Source organism: Hamadaea sp. NPDC051192, assembly GCF_040682475.1.
In the GTDB taxonomy this organism is placed as follows: Bacteria; Actinomycetota; Actinomycetes; order Mycobacteriales; family Micromonosporaceae; genus Hamadaea; species Hamadaea flava.
The window spans coordinates 23,696-48,191 of record NZ_JBFBAZ010000058.1 but is presented as its reverse complement, the minus strand read 5'-3'; the positions used below and the strand labels follow the sequence as shown (position 1 = coordinate 48,191).

Annotated in this window: 23 protein-coding genes; 15 read left to right on the top strand and 8 right to left on the bottom strand. The window is 70.0% G+C overall.

The window, feature by feature from the left end:
- Nucleotides 1-105, top strand: a 105-nt coding sequence (locus AB0M47_RS23790) for a proprotein convertase P-domain-containing protein (RefSeq protein WP_363417620.1), incomplete at its 5' end; no start/stop codon positions are given.
- Nucleotides 106-222: 117 nt separating this feature from the next.
- Here the strand turns inward: AB0M47_RS23790 and AB0M47_RS23785 are convergent.
- Nucleotides 223-1,173 (bottom strand): helix-turn-helix domain-containing protein, encoded by a 951-nt coding sequence (locus AB0M47_RS23785; RefSeq protein WP_253760851.1) that lies wholly within the window; start codon nucleotides 1,171-1,173, stop codon nucleotides 223-225.
- A gap of 92 nt (nucleotides 1,174-1,265) precedes the next feature.
- Here AB0M47_RS23785 and AB0M47_RS23780 point away from each other — a divergent pair, with 92 nt between their 5' ends.
- On the top strand, nucleotides 1,266-5,429 hold the full coding sequence (locus AB0M47_RS23780) for a S8 family serine peptidase (protein ID WP_363417615.1): 4,164 nt from the start codon (nucleotides 1,266-1,268) through the stop codon (nucleotides 5,427-5,429).
- Nucleotides 5,430-5,534: 105 nt separating this feature from the next.
- Here the strand turns inward: AB0M47_RS23780 and AB0M47_RS23775 are convergent, their stop codons facing one another.
- From AB0M47_RS23775 to AB0M47_RS23765, 3 genes are all read right to left on the bottom strand, one after another.
- Entirely contained in the window at nucleotides 5,535-7,280 is a 1,746-nt protein-coding gene (locus tag AB0M47_RS23775; RefSeq protein WP_363417612.1) for an ABC transporter ATP-binding protein, read from the bottom strand.
- 67 nt (nucleotides 7,281-7,347) lie between these two features.
- Nucleotides 7,348-8,706, bottom strand: a complete 1,359-nt coding sequence (locus tag AB0M47_RS23770) for a serine/threonine-protein kinase (protein WP_363417609.1) — start codon at nucleotides 8,704-8,706, stop codon at nucleotides 7,348-7,350.
- 46 nt (nucleotides 8,707-8,752) lie between these two features.
- Complete coding sequence (locus AB0M47_RS23765) at nucleotides 8,753-9,616, bottom strand: winged helix-turn-helix transcriptional regulator (RefSeq protein WP_363417607.1); 864 nt, start codon at nucleotides 9,614-9,616, stop codon at nucleotides 8,753-8,755.
- A gap of 482 nt (nucleotides 9,617-10,098) precedes the next feature.
- Here AB0M47_RS23765 and AB0M47_RS23760 point away from each other — a divergent pair, with 482 nt between their 5' ends.
- From AB0M47_RS23760 to AB0M47_RS23735, 6 genes are all read left to right on the top strand, one after another.
- Entirely contained in the window at nucleotides 10,099-11,028 is a 930-nt protein-coding gene (locus AB0M47_RS23760; protein ID WP_363417604.1) for an ABC transporter permease, read from the top strand.
- Between the two features lie 40 nt (nucleotides 11,029-11,068).
- Nucleotides 11,069-12,799, top strand: coding sequence for an ABC transporter substrate-binding protein (locus tag AB0M47_RS23755; protein WP_363417601.1), 1,731 nt, complete (start codon nucleotides 11,069-11,071; stop codon nucleotides 12,797-12,799).
- Nucleotides 12,800-12,890: 91 nt separating this feature from the next.
- Complete coding sequence (locus tag AB0M47_RS23750) at nucleotides 12,891-13,880, top strand: ABC transporter permease (protein WP_253760857.1); 990 nt, start codon at nucleotides 12,891-12,893, stop codon at nucleotides 13,878-13,880.
- Entirely contained in the window at nucleotides 13,877-15,043 is a 1,167-nt protein-coding gene (locus tag AB0M47_RS23745; RefSeq protein WP_363417598.1) for an ABC transporter ATP-binding protein, read from the top strand. Before AB0M47_RS23750 ends, AB0M47_RS23745 begins: the two co-directional genes overlap by 4 nt.
- Before the next feature lie 10 nt (nucleotides 15,044-15,053).
- Nucleotides 15,054-16,121 carry a dipeptide ABC transporter ATP-binding protein gene (locus AB0M47_RS23740; RefSeq protein ID WP_363417596.1) on the top strand — a complete coding sequence of 356 codons (1,068 nt, stop codon included), beginning with the start codon at nucleotides 15,054-15,056 and terminating at the stop codon, nucleotides 16,119-16,121.
- 99 nt (nucleotides 16,122-16,220) lie between these two features.
- Complete coding sequence (locus tag AB0M47_RS23735) at nucleotides 16,221-16,601, top strand: hypothetical protein (RefSeq protein WP_363417593.1); 381 nt, start codon at nucleotides 16,221-16,223, stop codon at nucleotides 16,599-16,601.
- Between the two features lie 121 nt (nucleotides 16,602-16,722).
- Here AB0M47_RS23735 and AB0M47_RS23730 read toward each other — a convergent pair whose 3' ends face one another.
- Nucleotides 16,723-17,001 carry an Rv0909 family putative TA system antitoxin gene (locus tag AB0M47_RS23730; protein WP_363417590.1) on the bottom strand — a complete coding sequence of 93 codons (279 nt, stop codon included), beginning with the start codon at nucleotides 16,999-17,001 and terminating at the stop codon, nucleotides 16,723-16,725.
- Nucleotides 17,002-17,274: 273 nt separating this feature from the next.
- Here AB0M47_RS23730 and AB0M47_RS23725 point away from each other — a divergent pair, with 273 nt between their 5' ends.
- The 4 genes from AB0M47_RS23725 (at nucleotide 17,275) to AB0M47_RS23710 (ending at nucleotide 19,320) form a co-directional block, all read left to right on the top strand.
- Nucleotides 17,275-18,009, top strand: coding sequence for a hypothetical protein (locus AB0M47_RS23725; RefSeq protein WP_363417587.1), 735 nt, complete (start codon nucleotides 17,275-17,277; stop codon nucleotides 18,007-18,009).
- 52 nt (nucleotides 18,010-18,061) lie between these two features.
- Complete coding sequence (locus AB0M47_RS23720; protein WP_363417584.1) at nucleotides 18,062-18,610, top strand: hypothetical protein; 549 nt, start codon at nucleotides 18,062-18,064, stop codon at nucleotides 18,608-18,610.
- 40 nt (nucleotides 18,611-18,650) lie between these two features.
- Nucleotides 18,651-18,890, top strand: coding sequence for a DUF6343 family protein (locus AB0M47_RS23715; protein WP_253760863.1), 240 nt, complete (start codon nucleotides 18,651-18,653; stop codon nucleotides 18,888-18,890).
- A 127-nt stretch (nucleotides 18,891-19,017) separates the two neighbouring features.
- Complete coding sequence (locus tag AB0M47_RS23710; protein ID WP_253760864.1) at nucleotides 19,018-19,320, top strand: DUF4193 domain-containing protein; 303 nt, start codon at nucleotides 19,018-19,020, stop codon at nucleotides 19,318-19,320.
- 63 nt (nucleotides 19,321-19,383) lie between these two features.
- On the opposite strand, the gene AB0M47_RS23705 is transcribed toward AB0M47_RS23710, so the two are convergent.
- Genes AB0M47_RS23705 through AB0M47_RS23695 form a run of 3 tightly spaced genes read right to left on the bottom strand, consistent with a single transcriptional unit; the run spans nucleotide 19,384 to nucleotide 21,285 of the window.
- Nucleotides 19,384-20,391, bottom strand: a complete 1,008-nt coding sequence (locus AB0M47_RS23705; protein WP_363417580.1) for a zinc-binding alcohol dehydrogenase family protein — start codon at nucleotides 20,389-20,391, stop codon at nucleotides 19,384-19,386.
- 16 nt (nucleotides 20,392-20,407) lie between these two features.
- Nucleotides 20,408-20,758 (bottom strand): DUF2203 domain-containing protein, encoded by a 351-nt coding sequence (locus tag AB0M47_RS23700; RefSeq protein ID WP_253760866.1) that lies wholly within the window; start codon nucleotides 20,756-20,758, stop codon nucleotides 20,408-20,410.
- A gap of 14 nt (nucleotides 20,759-20,772) precedes the next feature.
- Nucleotides 20,773-21,285, bottom strand: coding sequence for a 2'-5' RNA ligase family protein (locus AB0M47_RS23695; RefSeq protein WP_363417577.1), 513 nt, complete (start codon nucleotides 21,283-21,285; stop codon nucleotides 20,773-20,775).
- A 131-nt stretch (nucleotides 21,286-21,416) separates the two neighbouring features.
- Between AB0M47_RS23695 and AB0M47_RS23690 the strand changes: the two genes are divergently transcribed.
- The 3 genes from AB0M47_RS23690 to AB0M47_RS23680 are packed head-to-tail and all read left to right on the top strand — an operon-like array spanning nucleotide 21,417 to nucleotide 24,430.
- Complete coding sequence (locus AB0M47_RS23690; protein WP_363417574.1) at nucleotides 21,417-22,190, top strand: hypothetical protein; 774 nt, start codon at nucleotides 21,417-21,419, stop codon at nucleotides 22,188-22,190.
- Nucleotides 22,177-22,902, top strand: coding sequence for a class F sortase (locus AB0M47_RS23685; protein WP_363417571.1), 726 nt, complete (start codon nucleotides 22,177-22,179; stop codon nucleotides 22,900-22,902). Before AB0M47_RS23690 ends, AB0M47_RS23685 begins: the two co-directional genes overlap by 14 nt.
- Nucleotides 22,903-22,957: 55 nt before the next feature.
- Nucleotides 22,958-24,430 carry an ATP-binding protein gene (locus AB0M47_RS23680; protein WP_363417568.1) on the top strand — a complete coding sequence of 491 codons (1,473 nt, stop codon included), beginning with the start codon at nucleotides 22,958-22,960 and terminating at the stop codon, nucleotides 24,428-24,430.
- Nucleotides 24,431-24,496: the final 66 nt, after the last annotated feature.

Genomic DNA, 24,496 nt, shown 5'->3' with positions numbered 1-24,496 from the left:
GTCAACCTGTCCACCGAGGTACGCAACGGCACCTGGAACCTGCGCGTCCAGGACGCCGCCAGCGCCGACACCGGCTACATCAACAGCTGGACGCTGACCCTCTAAAGATTTCCACCGGCGGAAGGGAACCGTCTCATGTCGTCGTACGTCGATGGCTGATAGACGGGACCTTTCCTCCCCGCCGGACAGGGCGGGCACGCCACCGCGATCGCCCGCCCTGTCTTACTCGATCCACCCCTTCTTCACCGCGATCACCCCGGCCTGGAAGCGGTTGGCCGCGCCGAGCAGGTCATGCAGGCGGCTGATGCGTCGCCGCATCGTGCGGACGGACCAGCCGAGCTGGCGCGCGATCGCCTCGTCCTTCAGCCCGCTGACCAGCAACGTCAGGAGGGCGCGATCGTCCTCGGCGAGACTGTCGTCGGCCGGGGCGTCCAGCGGGACCGCCTGCCGCCAGGCCAGTTCCCAGTAGTCGACCAGCGCGTCGAGCAACGTCGACGGCCGGATCACCGCCGCGCGTACGCGGGTCAGGTCGAGCGACAGCGGCATCAGGGCCAGCCGCCGGTCGGCGATGGCGACCTTCACCCGCAGTCCTGGCAGCACCCGGGCCTGTTCGCCATGCCGGATCAGTTCGCGGATGTCGCCCAGGACGCCGGGCCACTCCAACGCCTCGGGCGCGTAGATCGCCCGGTACTGCACGCCCCGGGCCATCGCGGTCTTCTCCACCGGGTTGGAGGTCGTCAAGGCGTACGGGGGCCGGTCCAGGGTGATGATCTCCTCGCGCGCCTCCTGTTGCAGCTGGACGAACCAGCGGCCCAGCGCCTCACTGCCGTCGGCGATCTCGATCTCCTCGCCGCGTCCGGCGTGGGCGGAGGCGAACAGCGCCGAGAGCCGGGCGGCCGCCGCCTGCACCTGATCCAGCTCCGCCGCCCGCGTACGCACCAACGCCGTCACCGCGGCCTGCGGCTCGATCGCGGCGTACCGGCGGCGGGAGCCGGACAGCCGCCCGACCAGACCCTGCTCCCGCAGCCGGTCGAGGGCGCGCGCGATCCGGTCGGCCGAATGCCCCAGATCCGTCGCGAGTTCGGCCGGGGAAGCCTGATGCCGAGTGAGGATCGCCCGATAGACCTCCTCGTCGAAGGGGTCGACCCCGGCCGCGGTCAGCTCTCCAGACATGGGCAAGATCTTGGCCCACGTGTGCCACCGGCAGCAATGGGCCAGGGCGAGATCTTGCCCGGCCACCCCGCTCGTCGGTAGGCACAACACCCATGAGGTCCACCCCACCCCGATCCCTCGCCGTCGCCGTGAGCGCGGTCTTGGCGTTCGGCGGGCTGTCGGCGTACGCGCCGACGGGTTCCGCCGCCGCGCCCGACCCCCTGCGACGGGTCATCGTCACACTGGACGGAGCGGCCGCCGCGACCGCGGCCCCGGCCGGCTCGCTGCGCAACGCGCGTGGCGCCGGTGCCGACCAGGTCGGCCAGGCTCGCCGCGCCCTGTCGGACCGGCAGAGCTCGTTCCTGGACACCGCGCGCGGCAAGGGCGTGCATCCGAAGGCCGAGCACCGGTTCACCCTGCTGGTCAACGCCGTCGCCATGACCGTGCCGGCGTCCGAGGTCGCGACGCTGTCCAAGGTGCCGGGCGTCACCGGCGTCTACGACAACCTGCGCGTCCGGGCGTACACCGACGTCAGCGTGCCGCTGATCGGCGCGACCGACGTCTGGCGGCAGCCCGACCCGACCGGTACGCCCGCGACCGGAACCGGAGTCACCGTCGCCGTCATCGACACCGGGGTGGACTACTCGCACCCGGACCTCGGCGGCGGCTTCGGCTCCGGGCACAAGGTCGTCGGCGGGTACGACTTCGTCAACGACGACGCCGATCCCATGGACGACAACGGTCACGGCACGCACGTCGCCGGCATCATCGCCGGCAAGGCCGCCCAGCCCGGTGGGATCACGGGTGTCGCACCCGGTGCGCAGCTCATGGCGTACAAGGTGATGAACGATCAGGGCTTCGGCGAGACCGAGGACATCGTCGCGGCGATCGAGGCCGCGAGCGACCCGGCGAACCCGCACCGCGCGGACGTGATCAACATGAGCCTCGGCGGGTACGCGGACGGCTTGGACCCGCTGGGCCTGGCGGCCTCGGCGGCCAGCGCGGCCGGGATCGTCGTGGTGGCCGCGGCCGGCAACGACGGACCCGGCGCGATGTCGGTCGGCAGCCCGGCGGCGGCCGACGGGGTCATCGCGGTGGGCGCCTCGGTGAGCAACCTTCGGCTGCCCGTGATCTATCGCGACGGCGTCAAGGTGCAGACCTACCGGGGGCAGATCTCGGCGAACCCGTCGGCGAGCCCGGTGACCGCGCCGGTCGTGAGCATCGGGTACGGCACGCCGGAGGAGATCGCCGCGGCCGGTGATCTGCACGGCAAGATCGCGTTGCTCAACGGCTATGTCGCGCACGACTTCAACGACCTGTGGCAGGAGCAGATCGACCTCGCCAAGGACCTGGAGAAGCGCGGGGCCTTGGCCTTGCTCGGCGGCCAGGACCCGACCGGCGGACCGGTGCTGGCCGCGACCTCCGGCGTGCCGGCGACCGCCTCCACCGGGAAGATCACGGCACGGCCTGGCGTGACCGAGTCCGGCGACCTCTACCGGATGGACTCGCTGGTCGTGCTGGGGATGGACGAGACGCAGTACCCCGAACTGGCCCGGCTGCTGGCGGCCGGACCGCTGAGCCTGCAGATTCGCGGCGAGGACGCGACCGACCGGATCGCGTCGTTCTCCTCGCGGGGACCGTCGCTGCGCTGGGGCCTGAAGCCGGACATCGTCGCGCCCGGGTTCGAGATCCGCTCGACCGTCCCCACCAGCCTGTTCGGCCCCGGGCAGTACCGGCTGTCGGGCAGCTCGATGGCCGCGCCGCACGTGGCCGGTGCGGCGGCGCTCTTGCGCCAACTGCACCCGGACCAGCCCGCGTCCGAACTCTCGGCGTCGCTGATCGGTACGGCCGCTCCGCTGAAGGAGTCGCCCACGACGGCGGGCGCGGGCCGGTTGGACGTGGCGGCCGCGGCTCGGACCGTGCTGTCCGCGACCCCGTCGACCCTCTCCTACGGACTCGCCGACCTGGCGTCCGGCACCGTCGGCGGAACCCGCACCGTGGCGCTCCGCAACGGATCGTCGAAGCCGGTGGCCGTGCGGCTCGCCGCGAGCAGCCGTGACGTCTCCGTCAAGCCGGACCGGGTCGCCATTCCGGCGAACGGCACGGCCACGGTGACCGTGACGCTGAAGGCCAAGCGGCCGACGGCGGACACGGAGATCTCCGGGTTCGTCACCGCCACCGCCGCGACCGGCAAGATCACCATCCCGTATCTGCTGGTGGTGCACCCGCTGGTAGTGCAGGCCTCGCCCGATCCCAGCGACGGGCACACCACCGTCTGGGTGCAGTCCTGGGCCGGCCTGAGCGGGCCGCCGGTGATCACTGTGGACCGTCCGCGCGGCCGGTCGTACACGGTGACCACGCGGCCGAGTCCGGCCGGGGGCTACGTCGCGACGCTGGACGAGCCGGCTGACGGCGCGTACGCGGTGACGGCGCAGGCCACGGCGGTCTCCGGCCAGCGGCTCGTCGGCTGGGGCGGTTTCGAGGTGACGCCGGAGTCCACGCGCGGCGCGGCTTGGCAGCCGATCGGGCCCTACAGCGGCGGCGGGTTCCTCGCGACCGGCCCGTCCGGGACCGGCATCCTCGCGACGGAGGACACCACGTCGCCGTGGGTCTCCGGCGACCAGGGCACGACCTGGAAGCAGTCCGCGCGGCTGCCGATCAGCGGCGCGGCCGGTCTCCTGGAGCCGGTCGCGGACGCGACCGACGCCGACCGCATGTGGTACCCCGTCAACGATCCGATGACAGGTGGGCGGATTCTGCGTACGGACGATCGCGGGAAGACCTGGGACGCGGTGCCACTGCCCGCCGACGGCTGGATCGAGCAGCTCGTCTCGGACACCCAGACCAAGGTGCTCGTCGCGCTCGTCGGCGACAGCCGGCTGCAGGTCAGCTGGAACGGCGGCGACAGCTGGACGGCGTACGACACGGGGGTGGCCGACCCGGTCACCAAGATCGGCCTCAGCCAGGGCGATCTCTACCTCGGCACGGCGAGCGGGGTCTGGAAGCGGCCCGGCATCGTCGACGCGGCGGTAAGCGTCTACTCGAACAGCCGGTACGTCTCGCAGCTCGTCGCCGACGACGGCGTGGTCGCGGTCCTGGTCGGGCAGACCGGCGTGGTCGGCTCGCACGACGGCGGCAAGACCTGGAACACCTTGTACGCCAAGTCGTTCGGCCCGTACGAGCTGCGCCAGTCCGGCGGCGACCTCTACGTCATCACCTACATCGGGGCGGGCTTGATCGGGCACGACCACGGGCGTACCTGGGAGACGATCGAACCGCCGTCGGGTGCGGCCATCGACCGGGACTTCGACCACTGGGGACAGTCGACCGTCGTCACCAACACCGCCGGGGTGTACGCCCGGACCGGTTCGGGCTACCAGCGGCTGGGTGTGCAGTCGGCGTCCGTCACCGATCTGGCCGTCGCCGGAACCGAGCTGATCGCCGGGACCAGCAACGGGATCTACCGGACCGCGACGTCGGCGACCACGCCCGAATGGGGTGCGGCCGACGGCGAGGGATACGTCGGGGCGGGCGTACCGCTCGTCGCCGTCTCCCCGCAGGACCCGAAGGTCGTGTGGAAGGTCCGGACCGACGCCTTCGGCGGCTTCGACGTCTCGGTCAGCCGAGACGGCGGTCAGACCTGGGAGCAGAAGGCCCACCAGAACGGCATCCCGCTCGCACTGCTCGTGCACCCGGCCGACCCCGACCGGATCTCGATCAGCTGGGGCCGCATCGACGCCGTGGCCACGTTCAGCACCGTCGACGGCGGTCAGACCTGGAAGAACCTCTACCAGGACCGGTACGCCACGGCGCTGGTCGGTGACCCGGCGAAGCCGAACCGCATGTGGTTCGGTACGCCGGAGGGCCTCTACCGCTCCGACGACGGGGGCGTGACCTCGACGAAGGTGCTCGACGGGCAGATCAACGCGATCTCGTTCGAGGGTCGCCGGATGGTCGTCGGCGGTGCCCAGCTCTGGTCGAGCACCGACGGCGGGCGTACCTTCCGCGCCGGCGACGCCGGGCCGCTGGACCTGTGGGTCTCCGACATCGTCCAGGTCGGCGGCGTCTATTACGCGGCGACGACGAGCTACTCGGCGTACGGGGTGCTCAAGGGCGGTCGCGGCGTGCTGCGGAGCACCGACGGCGGGCGTACGTGGCACAACGTGTCCACCGCGCTGCAGAACCTCGACGTGCTGTCGCTGGCGGTCAGCGCCGACGGTCGGACGCTGTTCGCCGGTACCCAGAACGGCGGCGTCCACCGGCTGCCGCTCCGCTGAGCCTTCCGGCCCTCGGGCGCTAGCCTTCCGGCTTTGGGCGCTGGATCAGGGATATGCATGCCTTCCCGAGCTTGGGAAGCATGCATATCCCTGATCCGCGGCCGGCTAGAGGAGAGCGGCGTACGCGCCGTCCGACCGCACGAGCGATTCGTGCGTACCGGCTTCGACGATCTGCCCGTCGCGCATCACCACGATGCGGTCGGCGGTGCGGATCGTCGACAGGCGGTGTGCCACCACGAAGACCGTACGCCCGCGCACCAGCCGCTCCAGGGCCTGCTGGATGAGGCGTTCGGAGTGGGTGTCCAACGCCGAGGTCGCCTCGTCGAGGACGAGGATGCGGGGGTCGCGGATCAGCGCGCGGGCGATGGCCAGCCGCTGCCGCTGGCCGCCGGACAGCCGCGCCCCGCGTTCGCCGACGACCGTGTCGACCCCGTCGGGCAGGGCGTCGATGAAGTCGAGCGCGTTGGCGTCGGCCAGCGCCTGGCGTACGCGGTCCAGGGAGACGTCGGGCAGTCCGTAGGCGACGTTCTCCCGGATGGTGCCCTCGAACAGGATCGGCTCCTGCGGCACCACCGAGACGAAGGTCCGGTAGGAGCGCAGGTCGAGATCCTGCATGTCCCGGCCGTCCAGCAGAATCCGGCCGGAGGTCGGCCGCAGGAAGCCGATGACGAGGTTGAGCACGGTCGACTTGCCCGCGCCGGAGGCTCCGACGAAGGCGATCCGTTCACCGGCCGACACCGTGAGGGTGAAGTCCCGGACCGCCGTGCCCGATCCACCCGCGTACGCGTACCCGACGGATTCGAAGGCGACCTCGCCCCGCACCTCGGTGACCTTGGCCTTGGTCTCGTTGGTCTCCAGGTCGGGCTCTTGCAGCACCTCGCCGACGGACCGGACCGATTCGAGGCCCCGGACGAAGACCGGGCCGAGGCTCATGAGCCCGGTGGTGGCGCTGGTCAGCGTGGCGAAGAAGGCGCTGAGCATGACGACGTCGCCGGGCGTGATCCAGCCGGAGTACGCCGCGAGCGCCGCCCCGGTGAGGCAGCCCGCGCCGAGGACGTTGAGCGTCGTCCAGGCGAGCGCGCCGAATCGACCGTTGAGCACGTCGACCCGCAGGCCGGCCTCGAAGACCCGCCACAACGTGCCGTCGACCCGGCGCAAGGCGGCCCGTTCGAGGCCGTGCGCTCGGGTGATCGGGATGAGCGTGGTCATCTCGGAGACGCGGGTCGACAACTGCTCGACTTCGCGGCGGAACCGTTCGTTGTCGGTACGCATCCGCCCGCGCAGCTTCGTCGCCAGCAACGCGGCGCACGGCACGATGACGAGGAAGACCGGCAGGAACGCGGGCGCCCGGAAGGCGATCACGATCAGCCCGCCGAGCAGCATCATCACGGCGCCGAGCCCGGTGTCGCCGGTCTGCTGCACCATCTGCTCGACGCTCTCGACGTCGCGGATCACCTTGTTCTGCAACGCCCCGGCGCTCATCCGGGAGTAGTAGCCGATGGACAGCTGCTGCATCCGGTGGCACAGCGCGGACCGCAGCCGCGTGCCCATCCGGCGTACGGTCCCCGCCCAGCAGCGGACGTAGAGGACGTGGAACGGGTAGTTCAGGCTCAGCGACGCGATGAGCAGGCCGGCCGACAGCCACAGTTCGGAGAGCGGCCGATGCTGGACGACGACGTCGATGAGGTTGGCGGTCACGAGCGGCAACAACCAGGTGGGGCTGTGCTTGAGGGCGAAGGCGAGGATGCCGAGCACCAGGCGGCGGCGGTCCTCCCTCAGCAGGTACGCCACACTGCGTACGGGGTGTTCGCCGGAGTAACGATGGTCAAGGGGGTCGGCGTGTGCGGACACGACGTCGATCTTCACCCGAAGCCGGTGGTCCAGGACAAGAGCGGCCGGGTGTTTCCGGACACAGGGACTACAGCGAGTTCGCCAGCTGGTCGATGAGGGTGATGAGCCGTTCGGCCGTGGCGGTGTCGAGCTGACCGTCCTCGGCGAAGTCGGTCACCTTCTTCCGGAGGTCGTCGATCTTGCCGCCCGCCTCCTCCGGCTCCTCGTCCAGCTTCTCGCGGATGTCGTCGATCCGGCGGTTGAGGTCCCGCGCCCGGTTGTTCGGCAGCCCGGCCGACTCGACGACGGCCGCGATCTCGTCGAGGAGGTCCTCCGGCGCCTTTGATTCCTCAGTAGACGGAGACGGGCTGGGCTCGCCCGCCGAGGTGGTGGCCGTCGTGGGCGTCCCGGCCCCCTGGGGCGGACCCTTCGGCGACCGGTCCGAGAAGCTGTAGATCAGCATGATCGCCAACAGGATCGCCAGCGCGCCGCCGGTGATGAGGAACGCCGGGAGCAGCCGCGAGCGCCGGGCCGGTTCGGGCGGCAGGGCCGCCACCATGGTCGGCGGCGACGCCGGGGCCGGTCGGGCCACCCCGGCCGCGTAGGTCCCCGGGATCGGGCCGGCGGCGGTCGCGCCGGCGGAGAGCGAGCCGGCCAACGCGGACGCGGCCGGTCGGCGGTTCGGGTCGGCGGACAGACAGGCCATCGTCAGCGCCGCCAGCTTCGGCGGCACCCCCGGCCGGTCGATCGGTGCGACGTCCGCGATCGGGATGGCGAGCGCCTGCTGCCAGTCCGCGTACGCCCGCGGCGGCCGGCCGGTCAGCATCTCGTAGAGCACCACGCCGAGGGAGTAGACGTCGCCCGCCGGGGTCGTCGCGCCGCCCCGCTGCATCCGTTCCGGTGCGGCGTACGTGGGCGTGCCGATGAGCCGCCCGCCGTCGGAGTCCGGGCCGTGCGCCAGGGTCGCGATGCCGAAGTCCAGGATCTTCACACCGGCCGGGGTCAGCATGATGTTGCCCGGCTTCACGTCGCGGTGCACCACCCCGAGCCGGTGCGCCTCGGCCAACCCGGCCGCGACCTGGGCGGCGATCGTCGCGGCCTCGGCCGGCGGCAGGGGACCGGAGCGCAGCCGCTCGGCCAGCGTCACGCCCTCGACGTACTCCATGACCAGGTAGGGCACGTGCCCGGACGGCGTCGGCACCTCGCCGTAGTCGTGGACCTGGGCGACGTTCGGATGCGCGATGCGGGCGATCGCGCGGGCCTCCCGCAGGGTCGCCTGCCACAGCGTCGGGTCCGCGGCCAGCGAGGAGTCGAGCGCCTTCACCGCCACCGGGCGGCCGAGCACGCCGTCGGTGGCCCGCCAGACCTCGGCCATCCCGCCCCGGCCGATCAGCTCCCGCAGGGTGAATCGGTCGTGAATCCGTTGGCCTGGGCTGAACGCGGACATGCCGGACAGTCTGCCCGGCTCGCCGCCGTCCGCGCCACTCGGGCCGTCACAAGGTAAGCGCGGTCTCGACGGCCCAGTCCACCGCCGCGGCGATATCGACCACGGGATACCGCACCGCCCGGATCGTCCGGTCGCCGTCGACGATCAGGATCAGCCGCTTCAGCCGGTGTCGCTCGCCCGCGCGGAACACCGGCAGCCGCAAGGCCGCGGCCAGCCCCAGCTCCACGTCGCTCAGCAGGCTGAACGGGATGCTCTCGGCCGTGGCGAAGACCTGCTGCTCGTCCGGCCGCTGCGTGCTCACCCCCCGCAGCGCGATCCCCGCCGTCTTCAACCGGGGATACGCCGTGCGGAACAGCCGGTTCTCGAGAGTGCAGCCCACCGCACCGGGTATCTCCGCCCACCCGGACGGCAGGGGAGCGGTGGTGCCCGTCGCGGGATAGGCGAACACGACGGCCGGTCCGGCCAGGGCGTCGACCACGTCACCGGCGGCGCTCGGCAGCCGCACCTCCGGCGCCGGCTGACCGACCAGATCGCGTACGCGATGAGCGGTCGCGGACTCGTCGGCGTCGGCGGCGGTGAGCGAGCCGTCGCCGAGCCGCCAACGGTCGCCCCAGTCCTGCAGGGCGACGATCACCCCGAGCAGATCGCGCCCGGACTCGGTCAGCTCGTACGCGTACCGCACCGGCCCGGTCTGGTAGGGCTCGCGCCGGAGGACCCCGTCGTCGATGAGCCCGGCGAGGCGTTCGGCGAGCACCTTCCGGGAGATGCCCAACTCGGTCACGAGGTCGTCGAACCGCTGATGGCCCCGGGCGACGTCGCGCAGGATCAGCACGCTCCACCCGTCGCCCAGGACACCGACCGTTTGGGCGACCCCACAGGACGGATCGGGCGACCAGGTGTTCCGCGGCATGTCACCTCCCGGTGGGACGAGTGGGTTCCTTCGGGGAACCTACCGCACGCGCCGGGGTCGGCGACAGCGCGCGCTCGGTCTGACGCCTACTGACCGGGGCGGACGGCATGTGTAACGGTCGTGTGACGATCGACCAGGGCTGACAACTGACCCAGGATTCAGCCGCTTTCCACTGTAGGCATCCATCTGTCCTGCGCAGACGGTGCGTGAACCTAGTCATCGATCAGCGGTGCCCCCTGAACGTTCAGTGATGACCACGAGATCATTAATCAGCTGATTCGTGATTGATCCGTTACTCAAAACTCCGAAGCTGAGCGTTAGCTTTGCGCAAGAACGCGGGGGGCGCGGCTGTCAACGGGATTTCCCGTGGTCGCTGGCTGCACATCGGCTGGAGGTACTCCGTGGAACCAGTGATCACTGGGACCGAAACGCTTGTCGAACCCGCGACCGGGGACACGTCCCCGGCGAAGCCGGGTTCGGGAGTGAGCAGGTCGCCGACCCGGATCGCGCTGGAGCGGCTGCGCCGAGACAAGGTCGCCATGACCTGCTTCGGCATCTTCGTCTTCTTCGTGCTGCTGGCCATCTTCGCGCCGCTGCTGGCGAAGCTGGAAGGCCAGGACCCGACCACGTATCACTTCGACCTGATCGACAAGCGCACGACGTTCCCGTTCTCGGGCGCCAGCAGCGACCACTGGTTCGGCGTCGAGCCGCGGATCGGCCGCGACCTGTTCGCGCGCTGGGTCTACGGCGCTCGCCCGTCGCTGCTGGTCGCCGGGCTGGTCACCCTGGTCACCACCGTCGTCGGCGTCGTGATCGGGCTGCTGTCGGGCTTCTTCGGCGGCTGGGTCGACCGGGTGTTCTCGTGGATCATCGACTTCATCCTCAGCCTGCCCTACCTGATCTTCGCCATCGCGTTCCCGGCCGTGATCATCTCGGTCGTCTACGGCGGATCCGAGGGAACCACCCCCGAGCAGGTCGCCCGGGTCAGATTCATCTCGCTCATCGTCGTGCTGTCCTTCTTCGGCTGGGCCGGCCTGGCGCGACTCATCCGGGGCCAGGTCCTGTCGCTGCGCGAGCGCGAGTTCATCGCCGCCGCCCGGGTGCTGGGCATCCCCACCCGCCGGGTCCTGTTCCGGGAGCTGCTGCCGAACCTGATCGCCCCCATCGTCGTCTCCGCGTCGCTCGCGCTGCCCGGTTACATCGTGGCTGAAGCGGGTCTCACCTTCCTCGGCGTCGGGTTGATGGACCCCACGCCGTCCTGGGGCGTGACCATCGCCTCCGCGCAGAACTACTACGACACGTACCCGCTCTACCTGTGGGTGCCCGTGCTCGGCATCACCATCCTGGTCCTCGCTCTGAGCCTGCTCGGCGACGCCGTACGTGATGCGTTCGACCCCAAGACCCGCCGCTAGTCCGGGTCTGGCCAACAAAGAAGATAAGAGGTGACAACTCGTGAGGCGACTCAGGACAACCGTCGTCGTCGGCGCGGTCATCGCGCTTGCCGCGGTGGGCTGTAGCCCGTCGAAGAGCGGGTCCGGCGGCACCAACCCGACGAGCGGTATCGGCCAGGCGCAGACCGCGGTCGACCCGGACGCCAAGGGCCCGGCGCCCGAGGTCTCCGGCGCGAAGAAGGGCGGGACCATCACGGTCTACTCCCAGTCGACGCCGAACACGTTCGACCCGACCGACGTCTACTACGTCGACGCGAACGAGATCGGCAAGCTCATGTGGCGTACGCCGACCCAGATCGCGCTGCGCAACGGCAAGGCGGTCCTCGTTCCGGACCTGACCGACCTGGGCACGCCGTCGGCTGACGGCCTGACCTGGACCTTCAAGATGAAGGGCTCGTTCAAGTACGAGGACGGCAGCGAGGTCAAGGTCGAGGACCTGGCGTACTCGATCAAGCGGTCCTTCGCGCACGACCTGTTCGCCAACGGCCCGACGTACCAGCTGACCTACTTCAAGGACGGCGACAAGTACAAGGGCCCGTGGGCCAGCGGCGACACCTACGCCGGCGTCGAGACCCAGGGCACCGACACCCTCATCGTCCACCTGGCCAAGCCGTTCGCGGACCTCGCCTGGTACATGACCTTCCCGATGTTCACCCCCATCCCGAAGGCCAAGGACACCAAGGACAACTACAAGAACAAGTGGATCTCGACCGGCCCGTACATGCTCGACGCGTACACGCCGGGGACGCAGCTGAAGCTGAAGAAGAACCCGAACTGGGACGCCAACAGCGACGCGGTGCGTCACCAGTACGTCGACAACTGGGACTTCAAGTGGGGCGCTGAGGACGTCGCGAACCAGAAGCAGGTTCTGGCGAGCGCCGGTGGCGACGCGACCGCGCTGAACTACTCCAACATCGACGCCTCGCTGATCCCCGACATCGAGGCCGGCAAGAAGAGCCAGCTCGTCCAGGGCGACAGCCCCTGCACCATCGTGCTGCAGCTCGACACCCGGAAGATCCCGCTCGAGGTCCGCAAGGCGATCGCCAAGGCGTACCCGTCGGACCAGATCTGGCAGGCCGCCGGTCTCAACGACTACGTGGCCGAGCCGGCGACGACGATCATGCCGCCGTCGGTGGCCGGGTACAAGAAGTACCCGCCGGTCGCCGACCTGACCGGCGAGGGCAAGGGTGACCCCGCGGAGGCCAAGAAGCTGCTGGAGGCCGCCGGCAAGGTCGGCTTCGAGCTGAGCTGGTACTACGACAACACCAAGCCGATCTCGCAGCAGACCACCGCCATCCGCAAGGAGGCTCTGGAGAAGGCCGGCTTCACCGTCAAGCCCGTCGGTGTCACCACCGCCGAGCTGCGCAGCAAGACGTCGGACTACGACGCTCCGGTCAACATGGGTCAGTCGCCCGCCGGCTGGTGCTCGGACTGGCCGACCGGTTCCAGCTGGTTCCCGGTGCTGTTCCAGACGCACAGCATCGCCGACGGCACGAGCTGGGGCATGCTGCAGGACACGGCGCTGGACGCGGAGATCGACGCCGTCGCGAAGCTGCCGGCTGCCGAGGCGACCTCGAAGTGGGCCGACCTGGACCAGAAGATCATGGGCCAGTACATCGCCATCCCGCGTTACTACGACAAGCTCGCTTTCGTCATGGGCACCGGCATCGGCGGCGCCGAGGGCGACGGCACCATGGGCATGCCGTTCTTCCTGAACATGTACGTCAAGTAAGCGTTCCACCACCCGGCCGGCGTCTCACGGCGCCGGCCGGGTGCCCCGAAACTCTGCTCAATCGCCAACTCAACGGCACATGGAGGCTCCGGTGCTCCTCTACATCCTGCGGCGGCTCGCCAGCGCGATCTCGGTCATCATCGTGACCCTGGTGGCGAGCTTCGGGCTGTTCTATCTGGCGCCCACCGATCCCGCCGGCGTCATCTGCGGCACCCGCTGCACACCCGCCCGCTACGAGGAGATCTACAAGAGCCTCCACCTGGACCAGCCGGTCTGGCAGCAGATGCTGGACTACCTCCAAGGGCTCGTGGTCGGCCGGACCTACACGTCGGGCGGGATCACCATCAATTGCTCGGCGCCCTGCCTGGGGTACTCGTACGGGCAAGGCCAGCCGGTGACGACGCTGCTCGCCAACGCCCTCCCGGTCACCATCTCGATCGTCTTCGGCTCCGCCATCGCGTACCTGCTGATCGGGGTGGCCGCGGGCACGTTCGCGGCCCGCCGTCGCGGTACCGCCCTCGACCGCGTCATGGTCGGCGGCACGCTGACGATCGGCTCCATCCCCTACTTCGTCGTAGCCCTGGTCGCGTCCCTCTACATCCCGCTGTACCTGGGCTTCATCCCGGACGCCGGCTGGACGCCGCTGACCGACAACCCGTTGAAGTGGTTCAGCGGACTGCTGCTGCCCTGGATCATCCTCGGCATCGTGAACTCCGCCTCGTACACACGATATTCGCGTGCTTCGATGATCGAGTCGCTCAGCGAGGACTACGTGCGTACGGCGCGGTCCAAGGGCATCAGCGAACGACGGGTGATCTACCGGCACGGTCTGCGGGCGGCGATGACGCCGATCGCCACGATCTTCGGCCTCGACGTCGCGTTCGCACTGACCGGCGCGCTGTTCACCGAGAGCATCTTCGGCCTGCCGGGCCTGGGCCTGGTGACGCTGCGCGCGTTCCAGAAGTACGACCTGCCCGTGCTCATGGGCGGCGTACTCGTCGGCGTGGTGGTGCTGGTCCTGATGAACTTGCTGGTCGACCTTCTTTACACGGTCCTCGATCCCCGGGTGAGGCTCGCATGAGCGAAATGTGGGGCGACGCGGTCGACGCGTCCGCAATCTCGGCCGGCTCCGGCACCGGTCCCGTTACCCCGCCGCAGCCGCGTGGCCCGCAGACGGTCGTCCGCGGCCCGCGGGCACAGCGGACGGCCGGCCCCGGTGAGAACGAGCCCTATCTGGAGATCCGCGACCTCACCGTCGCGTTCCCCACCGCCGACGGCGTCGTCCGGGCGGTCCAAGGGCTGACCTACTCGCTGGAGCTGGGCAAGACGCTGGCCGTCGTCGGCGAGTCCGGCTCGGGCAAGTCGGTGTCCAGCATGGCGATCATGGGCCTGCACGACCCGAAGAGCACCCGGATGACGGGCTCGATCCGGCTCGGCGGCCGGGAGATCGTCGGCCTGCCGGCGGACGAGCTGAAGCACGTCCGGGGCAAGGCGTCCGCGATGATCTTCCAGGATCCGCAGTCGTCGCTGCACCCGTTCTTCAAGATCGGCGATCAGATCGTCGAGGCGTACCAGGCGCACAACAACGTGTCCAGGCGTGCGGCGCGCAAGCGGGCCGCCGACATGCTGGGCCGGGTGGGCATCCCCAACCCGGCGCGCCGGCTGGACGACTACCCGCACCAGTTCTCCGGCGGCATGCGCCAGCGCGTGATGATCGCGATGGCGCTGGTCAACGACCCGAAGCTGCTGATCGCGGACGAGCCCACGACAGCCCTGGACGTGACGGTGCAGGCGCAGATCCTGGACCTGATCGCCGACCTGCAGCAGGACTTCGGATCGGCCGTCCTGTTCATCACGCACGACCTGGGTGTGGTCGCCGAGATCGCCGACGACGTGCTCGTGATGTACGGCGGCCGCGCGGTCGAACACGGCACGGTCAAGGACATCCTGGGCGCGCCGCTGCACCCCTACACCTGGGGCCTGCTGGAGAGCATCCCGGCGGTGTCCGGCGAGTCGTCCCGGCTGCACCCCATCCCCGGTACGCCGCCGAGCCTGCTGAACCTGCCGACCGGCTGCTCGTTCCATCCCCGGTGCGAGTTCCGTTCGCAGGTGACCGATGACCTGTGCGCGAAGGAGCTGCCTGACCTGGTGGCCCGGACGGATCAGGCGGGCCGGGCGTCGCGCTGCCACCTGGCCCACCCGGATCTGATCTTCGCCGACGAGATCCTGCCCCGGCTGCCGTGAAGGGAACCCGATGACCACGACTGTCGAACCCCAGACAGGACCGGCCGCGGTCGCCCCGGTCAAGGGCGCGCCGCTGCTGGAGTTGCGCGACGTCGTCATGCACTTCAACGTGCGCGGCGACGGCGTACTCGGGGCGAAGGAGAAGGTGCGCGCCGTCGACGGCGTGTCGCTGACCCTGCACGAGGGCGAGACGCTGGGCCTGGTCGGCGAGTCGGGCTGTGGCAAGTCCACGACCGGCCGGCTGATCACGCGGCTGCTGACCCCGACGTCGGGCCAGATCCTCTACAAGGGACACGACATCGCCCGCCTGAAGGAGAAGGAGCTGCGCCCGTACCGCCGGGAGCTGCAGCTCATCTTCCAGGATCCGTACTCGTCGCTGAACCCGCGGCACACGGTCGGCGCGATCGTCGGCGCGCCGTTGCGCGTCCACAACATCGTGCCCAAGGGCAAGGAGCTGAACCGGGTCCAGGAACTGCTGGAGGTCGTCGGTCTCAACCCGGAGCACTACAACCGGTACCCGCACGAGTTCTCCGGCGGTCAGCGGCAGCGCATCGGCATCGCCCGCGCGCTGGCCATGCAGCCCAAGGTGATCGTGGCCGACGAGCCGGTGTCGGCGCTCGACGTGTCGATCCAGGCGCAGGTCATGAACCTGCTGGAGGATCTGCGCAAGGAGTTCGGCATCGCGTTCGTCTTCATCGCGCACGACCTCGGCGTGGTACGCCACTTCTGCGACCGGGTGGCGGTCATGTACCTGGGCCGCATCGCCGAAGAGGGCCGGCGTGACGAGGTGTACGGCGCGCCGCATCACCCGTACACGCAGGCGCTGCTGTCGGCCGTGCCGGACCTCGGCGTCGTACGCGGAACGCCGCCGAAGGCGCGGATCCGGCTCACCGGCGACGTGCCGAGCCCGATCAATCCGCCGTCGGGCTGCCGGTTCCGGACCCGATGCTGGAAGGCCGAGGACATCTGCGCGACCGAGGAACCGCCGCTGGTCGAGAAGGCGCCGGGGCTGGCCGCCGCGTGCCACTTCGCGGCTGCGCCGGAGCGGTCGATCGTCGCCGAGATTCCGCAGGACTGAAACACCCGACGCGCCCGTCCCTTTTGCCGCTGATCTGCCATTTTGCGGGATAAACACCCGCCAGATTGGTTCAATGGGGCAGAGGGAAGGGAGCGGGGGATGTCCCACGAAGTCACGATCGGCGACCTGCGGGCCAGCCGCTGGAACGTACCCGATTTCGACACGGTCTGGCGCGGGCTGAATCCCGCCCAGGTCGACCGGTTCATCCGCGAGATCCATGCCGACGTGGCCCAGGCGATCTCCGCGTACGAGACGGCGCTGGCGGTCGCGGACGAGGAGCGGCAGCGGCTGGAGTCCGAGGTTCTCCGGCTGCGTGGCCCGTCGGTGGCGGCCGCCGATTACGCGGAGTCGACCGGGGTCGCCGTCGAGCCGGCGGCCGTCGACCCGACCGCCGAGGCCGAGCCCGGTACGCCGGAGGCCGAGCCGGCCGCGCCGCCGGTTCGCGGTCGCCGGGCGAAAACCGCGGTAGCCACGGCCTGACGCGTTCGCCACGGCCTGACACGGTCGTCGCAGCCTGACGCGGTCAGGGGCGGAACAAGCCGACTGCGCCGGATCTCAGAGTCGAGATCCGGCGCAGTTCGCTGTGCTGGGTTCCGGCGGGCTACGAGTTGCCGCCCATCTTGTCGATGCCGGACTTGGCGGCGTCCGCGCCGCCGTCGACCTTGTCGGAGAACTTGCCGCCGGTGGCGTTGTCGGCCGCGTCCGCTGCCTTGTCGACACCGGCCTTGGCCTGGTCGGTCATTCCGCCCGCAGCGTCCTTCGCCTTGTCGGTCAGGCTGCCGCCGGCGTCGCTCGCCTTGTCCTTGGCGTCGTCGGCCGCGTTCTGCGTGTCGTCGCCGTCCATGCCGAGCATTTCCTTGGCCTTGTCGAGAATGCCCATCGTTGCCTGCCCCCTCCAGTGGCGTCGCCGCTCACTCGGCGCTTGCTAAGGGTGACAGTACGTCGCGCGAATCGCTCTCATACCCGCATCTCGGGAAAAACCGGCGGGACAATGACGCCTCATCAGGCATGAACCTCGCAGACGATCGCGTACGCCGTTGCCACGGCGGCTCGGCGGGAGCAGTGATCACCGAACCTCCTTCAGGCGGGGCGTTCATATCGGCATCCGTCAAAACCGCAGCTCACCGGCGGTTCCGCTGGCTACGCTCCAAACATGACGCGGCAGACCGAACCCGGCGACGGGTACGAGGACGACGGACTGTTCCGGACGGTGATGTTCGGCTACGACCGCGCCCAGGTGGACGATTACGTGAACGCGATCTGCGACGAGCTGCAGGTGCTCTCGGTCGCCGTGAAGCGGCTCGCTCCGGTCGAGGAGGAGCTGGCGGCGGCGCACGTCGAGCTGCGGCGACTACAGGGCCAGGTCTCGGCGACCACGCCCAGCGCGACGGCCAGCGCCCGGATCACGCACATGCTGCGGATCGCCGAGGAAGAGGCGGCCGCGCTGCGGGGCGAGGCCGACGAGACGCTGACCAAGGCCCGCCAGGACGCCGACGTGATCCGCCGGGACGCGGAACTGGACACCGAGCACGTGGCGGCGGCACGCCGCCGGGAGAACCAGCGTGCTCGGGAGGACATCATCGCCGGAGCGCGCGCCGAGGCGGCCCGAATACTGTCCGACGCGAACGTGCGCGGCGGGAATCTCGCCGTCAGCGCGATCATCGCCACCAACGGGCACAACGGCTCCGTCAACGGTTCAGTGAACGGCTCGGCCGGCGGTAGCCCGCCCAAGAGCCCGTCGAAGGCCGGCTCGCCCAACGCCGGGCCGATGAGTGCGGGGCCGGTGAGCGCCGTGCCCGCGGACGGTTCCGCCAACGGACCGGTGCATGGCGTCGCCAAGATGCCGGCGAAGAAGAACGCGGCGAAGAGGCGTACGGAGTCGCCGTAGCGCGCTTCGGCATTCCGGCCCCGGTGGTCAGGCGAACACGTACATTCGCTGCATGAGCACCACGCTGCTGGATCTCAAGCTGGACAGGGCGTTCGGGCACCTGGACGTCAACGCCAACGGCCACATCGAACACGACGACGTCGTGGCCCTGGTCGCCCGGCTGGTCGCCGGCTTCCGGGAGACGCCGGCGAGCCCGAAGGCGAAGGCGGTGGCCGACGGCTTCGAGGAGTTCTGGCAGTCGCTGCTGGTCGCGGTGGACGCCGACGGAGATCGGCGGCTGACGCCAGAGGAGTGGAACACCGGGATGGTCCAGGCCTTCGTCGACGCCGACAGCGGATTCGACCGTCATTTCCGGCCCGCCGTCGAAGCGGCCCTGCGCCTCGCCGACACCGACGACGACGAGAAACTCGGCATTGACGAATTTCAGACAATGCAGAAGGCGTTCGGCACTCGGCCGGCGGATGCTCAGGCGGCTTTCGACCATCTCGACGCCGACGGTGACGGCGCGCTGACAGTCGAGGAATTGATAACGGCCGCCCGTCGTTATTACACGGGTCAGGGCGGGGCGGCCGGGGACTGGCTGTTCGGAAAGATCGGCTGATCCCGTTTCCGGCAACGACGCCGGGGGTACGGAGCCGCGCATGTCCGAGCCGCGCAACGCGAGGAGCGCGCTGAACCTGCGGCTGGTGCTGGCCAGTTTCGGGCTCATCTTCACGTTGCCGCTGGCAGTCTGGACGGCGTTGGCGGGTTACCCAGTTCCGGCTATTCTGCTAGGCGCGCTGGCGGTGATCGCCTTCGTCGACCTGATCGTGATTCAGGCGCGCCGCCGCCGACGGCACCGCGAGGAGCCGCCCGGCACGCATCACTCGCTGTTCGAATAGCGGGGTCCGGCGTGGCGCGACGGGGATCACAGAAATCCGAGCACCAGTACGCCAAGATCGGGGAACATACCCGTCGGCGACTTTGTTCGTTAAGCCACCCAGACCATGTGGGGAGGAGGACAAGCAAATGGCCACAGTGACTGATTACGACGCCCCTCGGCGTTCCCTCGGTGAGGTCGAGGAGGACAGCCTGGAGGAACTCAAGTCGCGTCGCACGTCGGCCCAGTCGCCGTCGGTGGATGTCGACGAGACGGAGGCGGCGGAGGGCTTCGAGCTTCCGGGGGCGGACCTCTCGGACGAGGAGCTGACCGTGACGGTCGTCCCGATGCGGACGGACGAGTTCCGCTGCTCGCGGTGCTTCTTGGTGCACCACCGCAGCCAGCTCGCCAAGCAGAAGGGCGACGAGCTCATCTGCTCCGAGTGCGCCTGATCACAGCGGAGTGACGGCCCCCGGCCGACGACGACCGCGCGGCGGCGATCAGGGCGATGACGATCAGGCGTGCAGGACCGCGACACCGTCGACGCGGTCCTCCGCCAGATCCGTCAACGCCCGATCCGCTCGGCTCAACGCGTACCCGATGGTGTGGACGCGGAGCCGGTGCCGCGCCGCGAGGGAGAGGAACTCGCGGCCGTCGTCCCGGGTGTTCGCCGTGACGCTGCGCAGCGTGCGCTCGTAGAAGAGGTGCTGCTCGTAGCCCAACGGCGGGATGTCGCTGAGATGGATGCCGGCGACGGCGAGGGTGCCACCGCGATCGAGCGCCGCCAGGGCGACGGGGACCAGATCTCCGACCGGGGCGAAGAGGATCGCGGAGTCCAGCCGTTCCGGCGGCCGTTCGCCGGCGCCGGTGGCGGACGCGGCACCGAGCGAGAGCGCGAGTTCCTGAGCGGCCTTGGACCGCGTCATGACGTGTACGCGCGCGCCGAGCGCGATGGCGAGTTGAGCGGTGAGATGCGCCGACCCGCCGAACCCATAGACCCCCAGTACGCCGCCCGGCGGCAGATCACTCGACCGCAGCGCCCGGTAGCCGATGATCCCGGCGCACAGCAGCGGCGCGACCTCGTCGTCCGGATAGTTCTCCGGCAGGTGGTACGCGTAGTCGGCCGGAGCGACCGCGTACTGCGCGTATCCGCCGTCGGCGTCCCAGCCGGTGTAGCGGGAGTTGGGGCACAGATTCTCCACACCCCGCCGGCAGTACGCGCATTCGCCACAGGTGTGGCGCAGCCAGGCGACCCCGGCTCGATCGCCGACCGCGAACCCGCGAGCTTCCGATCCCAGTCCGACCACTTCGCCGACGATCTCGTGCCCCGGCACCACCGGGGTCCGGTGCGGCGGCAGGTCTCCCTCGGTGACGTGCAGATCGGTCCGGCACACTGCGCAGACGCTGACCCGGATGAGCAGCTCACCCGGGCCGGGCTCGGGAATCGGGTGCTCGGTCAGCCGCAGCGGTCCGGTACGCATCGGCCCCGGCCGCGCGACCTCCCAGGCGGTCATCGACTCCATGACCCCATCCTGGCCCTCAGACGGGACGCCGGCCCGGGAATCCGCAGTCGACCCGGTGGTACCACTCGATGTCGTCGTCGCCTTCGAGCCAGCACCACAGGACCGCCCGGCCGTCGCGTACGCCCGGGAAGTCGAGCAGCACCGGGGCGTAGCCCTTGACCTGGATGTCCTGCTCGGCGATCTCCTCCAGCAGGGCGTGCAGGCGGGCCTCCAGTGCCTTCGCCTCGGCGCGTCCGCCCAGCGGACTCGCACCGTCGGCGGCGAGGTCGGCGGTCAGCTCGGCCAGGTCGGCTCGGGCGTCGATCAGCTCGTCGATGCGCGGACGGACCTCGGCGTACCGGCGACGGGCCTCCTCCAGCGTGAACACGCTCTCATTATGGGTCACAGCGGCGTGTAGAGGCCGCGTGCGTGGTCGGCTACCGCCGCGCCGGTGATCGTCGCCTCGATCGGCAGCACGTCGAGGCACAGCCGCAGCGCCTCGGTCAGCCTCGCCAGCGGCACCCGCATGGACAGTGTGCAGTGTGGAACCCAGCGGCCCGGCCGGTACAGCTCGGAGGTCTCGATCCCGGCCGCGGTCAGCCGCTCGTGGACCGCGGCGTGGTGCGCCAGCAGCTCCGGCGTGGGCACCGGGCCGAGCCATAGCACCCGGCCCAGAAACTGTCCGATGTAGTCCAGGCTCACGCGCAGCGGCGGCGCCGCGGTCAGCCCGCCCAGTGCGGCCACGACCGCGTCCGCGTCCAGCCGGTCCGCGCCGGTCAGGGAGAGGTGCGGGCGATGCTTGCGGTGGGTCAAGTCCCGCAGCGTCGGCACGCCGGCGGCTTCCAGGGCATCCCACACATTTCGTACGCGCTGGGTCGCGACCGGGTCCAGATACAGCTCGAGCGCGGCGACCATGATCCGGGAGCGTACTCCGGGCGCCCTTCTTTCGGGTGACCCCGGCGTGGCGGTGCGTACCTGGCAAATCCGGCAATTGTTGGGACTTACCCTCCAATCCTGAGAAGCCAGAACAATCAGGACGGTAAGTAGTGCGTACACCATGGATCGGTCGCGGTGCGGCGACCGTTGCAGCGGGCCTCATCTTCTTCTTCGGCAACGCCCCGGCGGCGATGGCGGCCGCCACGATCGAGATCAACGCGGGCAACGTCCCGATCACGGCGCAAGCCGCCACCCGCGGCTGTGACTTCGGCGGCGGGCCGTTCGCGAACCAGGACGTGTGGATCTTCGTCCTGCCCATGCCGAACGTCCAGGGCGACTTCACCTCCCTGACGCTGACCTTCACCGACGCGAGCAACGCTCAGCACGTGCTGAGCATCCCGGCCGACGGCGGCGCGATCGTCGACGACAACGGCACGAGCAAGGCGTACCTGGCGACCCCGGCCGGCTGGACCCTGGTCAACGGCAGCGCCGACATCACGGGCACCGACCCGGAGAACGCCAAGTTCAACCTGACCCATGCCTGCCCGGCGACCGGCTCGCCCAGTGCCAGCCCGAGCGCGAGCAGCAGTCCCAGTACGCCGCCGACGGCCAGCCCGTCGCCGTTCGGCGGAGGCGAGTCGCCGTCCACATCGGCCTCCGGCTCGGCGTCGACCACCCCGGCGGAGAGCGAATCGCCGACGCCTGGCGAATCGACGTCCGTCGCCGGCAGCGGTACGCCGGTGCCGAGCGGCTCGGTCAACACCGGCGGCGGTGGCAGCGCCATGAGCCTGAGCAGCGTCTTCCTCGGTGGCGGGGCGCTGCTGGGCGCGGTCGCGGGCATCGGGTTCCTCGTGCTGGCCCGCCAGCGCCGTGACCTGGCCTAGCCGACCCGGCGGACCGGGGACCGGGCGGCCGCGACCCGGTCCCCGATCCGGCACCGCCTTCCGGATCGGCTGGTGGCTGGCCTGCGTCGGGCTCGTCGGACTCGGCGGCTGGGGCGCCGGCCTGCTGATCGGCGCGGCCGACAAGCCGGGTACGCCGCCGCCGCTCCCGGCCCAGGTGCTCGCGCTGCCGTCGGGCGGCCTCGCGCCACCCGACCGCGGGCCGGCCCCGCTGACCCGGTCGACCCCACGAAAGATCATCATCCCCAAGATCGGGCTGCGCGCCTGGATCGAGGAGATCGGGTTACGCCCGGACGGAGCGATCGAGACACCCTCGTTCGAGCGGGCCAACCACGCCTCCTGGTACAGGCTCGGGCCCAGCCCGGGCGAGGCGGGTGCGGCGGTCGTGATCGGCCACGTCGACTCCCGCAAGAGCGTGGCGGTCTTCTACTACCTGACCCGGCTGCGCCCGGGGGAGGAGATCGAGATCGAACGGGCCGACCGCACGACGGCGATCTTCACGATCGAGGTCATGCAGTCCTTCCCCAAGGCCGACTTCCCGACCGACCGCGTGTACGCCGGCGGCCCCGCGCCCGAGCTGCGGCTCATCACCTGCGGCGGCCACTACGACGCCAAGTCCCACTCGTACTCCGACAACATCGTGGTCTTCGCCCGGCTGACCGGCGTACGCCCACCCCCTCCACCCCAAGTCTGATTCGTGTTCGTGAATGATAACTCTACTTTTAAAAGATTGAGTTATCATTTCCTCCGTGACTCTGGAGAAGCCGGACTATCTGCACGGCCGGGATCGGGAATGGGCGACGTTGAGCGCGTTCGCGACCGATCCGGCGATAGGCGCTCGGCTGGCCCTCGTCTACGGCCGTCGCCGGCAGGGCAAGACGATGCTGCTCGAAGCGTTGGCGCGTGCCGGCGGCGGTTTCGTCTTCACCGGACTGCCGCTGACCGCCCGGCAGAACCTCGTGCGCCTCAGCCGGGCGTACGCAGCGTTCACCGGCGAGGTGGCCACCGCGTTCGCCGATTGGGAACAGGCAGTGGACGCTCTCATGCGACTCGGCGAACGCTCCGACCAGCCCTGCCTGGTCGTCCTTGATGAGTTCCAGTACCTCATGGACGGCGAACCCGCGTTGCCGGGCTTCATCCAACTAGCCCTGGAACCGTTGGGCCGGGCGCAGACCCGCAGCCGGACGCGGCTGGTCCTCTGCGGCAGCGCGCTGCACGTCATGCGAGGTCTTCTCGGCGGCTCGGCGCCCCTGCGCGGCAGGGCCAGCCGGGAGGTCATGATCCGGCCGTTCGGATTCCGCGACACGGCTGACTTCTGGGGTCTGAGTGCTGATCCGCAGCTGGCCTTTCAGGCGCATGCCCTGCTCGGTGGTACACCGGCGTACCGGGGAATGGCGGGAGCGGCCCCGTCTTCGGTCGAGGATTTCGGGCGGTGGGTCGCCGAGGCTCCGCTGGCCGACACGTCGGCGTTGTTCCGCGAGGGCGCGGTCATCCTCCACGAAGACCCGGAACTGTCCGACGTCGGTCTCTACTACGCCGTGTTAGGCGCCATCGCGCGTGGCTCGTGCCGTCGCGGCGAGATTGCCGCCGCCTTGGGGCGTAGCGACCAGTCCCTCGCGCATCCGCTCACTGTGCTCGAACACACGCAGCTCATCGAGCGGGTGGACGACGCGTTCCGGCAGCGCCGTCCGGTGTATCGGATCACCGAACCGGTCATCAGGCTGCATCAACTCCTGATCGCGCCGCACGAGCCTGAGCTAGTGGGTGGGGCGGCGCAACAGGTCTGGGAGGAGAACGCCGACACGGTCACGTCGAAGATCTACGGGCCTCACTTCGAGGAAATCGCGCGGCAGTGGACGTTGTGGCACGCCTCGCCGGAGACGCTCGGCGCCCGGGCCAGCGGCGTCCTCTCCGCCACCCTCGCCTGCCGGCTCCATCAGCAGGGGCACGAACTCGACGTCGTCGCGATCCGCCGCCAGCCTTATGGCCGGGACGCCGTGCTGGCGATCGGGGAGGTCAAGAGCACGGCGAAACCAGTCGGCGACGGCGACCTCGAACGGCTTGACCACTTGCGCGAGCTGATCCCTGCCGACCGGTACGAGGAGCCGCCCCGGTTGCTCCTCTTCGCTCGGCACGGATTCACCCGTGAACTGCGGCAATCCGCAGCGTCGCGGCGGGACGTCGAGCTGGTCGACGTGGCGAGGCTCTACACCGGAGGGTGATTCGGGCTTGACCCGGCGGGGCCGATCACCAACTATCGGCACAACGGATCAATCCGGACAATTCAT

Coding starts and splice junctions, on each gene's coding strand:
- AB0M47_RS23785 (WP_253760851.1), bottom strand. CDS start 1,173: ATGTCTGGAGAGCTGACCGCGGCCGGGGTCGACCCCTTCGACGAGGAG.
- AB0M47_RS23780 (WP_363417615.1), top strand. CDS start 1,266: ATGAGGTCCACCCCACCCCGATCCCTCGCCGTCGCCGTGAGCGCGGTC.
- AB0M47_RS23770 (WP_363417609.1), bottom strand. CDS start 8,706: ATGTCCGCGTTCAGCCCAGGCCAACGGATTCACGACCGATTCACCCTG.
- AB0M47_RS23765 (WP_363417607.1), bottom strand. CDS start 9,616: ATGCCGCGGAACACCTGGTCGCCCGATCCGTCCTGTGGGGTCGCCCAA.
- AB0M47_RS23745 (WP_363417598.1), top strand. CDS start 13,877: ATGAGCGAAATGTGGGGCGACGCGGTCGACGCGTCCGCAATCTCGGCC.
- AB0M47_RS23740 (WP_363417596.1), top strand. CDS start 15,054: ATGACCACGACTGTCGAACCCCAGACAGGACCGGCCGCGGTCGCCCCG.
- AB0M47_RS23735 (WP_363417593.1), top strand. CDS start 16,221: ATGTCCCACGAAGTCACGATCGGCGACCTGCGGGCCAGCCGCTGGAAC.
- AB0M47_RS23730 (WP_363417590.1), bottom strand. CDS start 17,001: ATGGGCATTCTCGACAAGGCCAAGGAAATGCTCGGCATGGACGGCGAC.
- AB0M47_RS23725 (WP_363417587.1), top strand. CDS start 17,275: ATGACGCGGCAGACCGAACCCGGCGACGGGTACGAGGACGACGGACTG.
- AB0M47_RS23720 (WP_363417584.1), top strand. CDS start 18,062: ATGAGCACCACGCTGCTGGATCTCAAGCTGGACAGGGCGTTCGGGCAC.
- AB0M47_RS23715 (WP_253760863.1), top strand. CDS start 18,651: ATGTCCGAGCCGCGCAACGCGAGGAGCGCGCTGAACCTGCGGCTGGTG.
- AB0M47_RS23710 (WP_253760864.1), top strand. CDS start 19,018: ATGGCCACAGTGACTGATTACGACGCCCCTCGGCGTTCCCTCGGTGAG.
- AB0M47_RS23705 (WP_363417580.1), bottom strand. CDS start 20,391: ATGGAGTCGATGACCGCCTGGGAGGTCGCGCGGCCGGGGCCGATGCGT.
- AB0M47_RS23695 (WP_363417577.1), bottom strand. CDS start 21,285: ATGGTCGCCGCGCTCGAGCTGTATCTGGACCCGGTCGCGACCCAGCGC.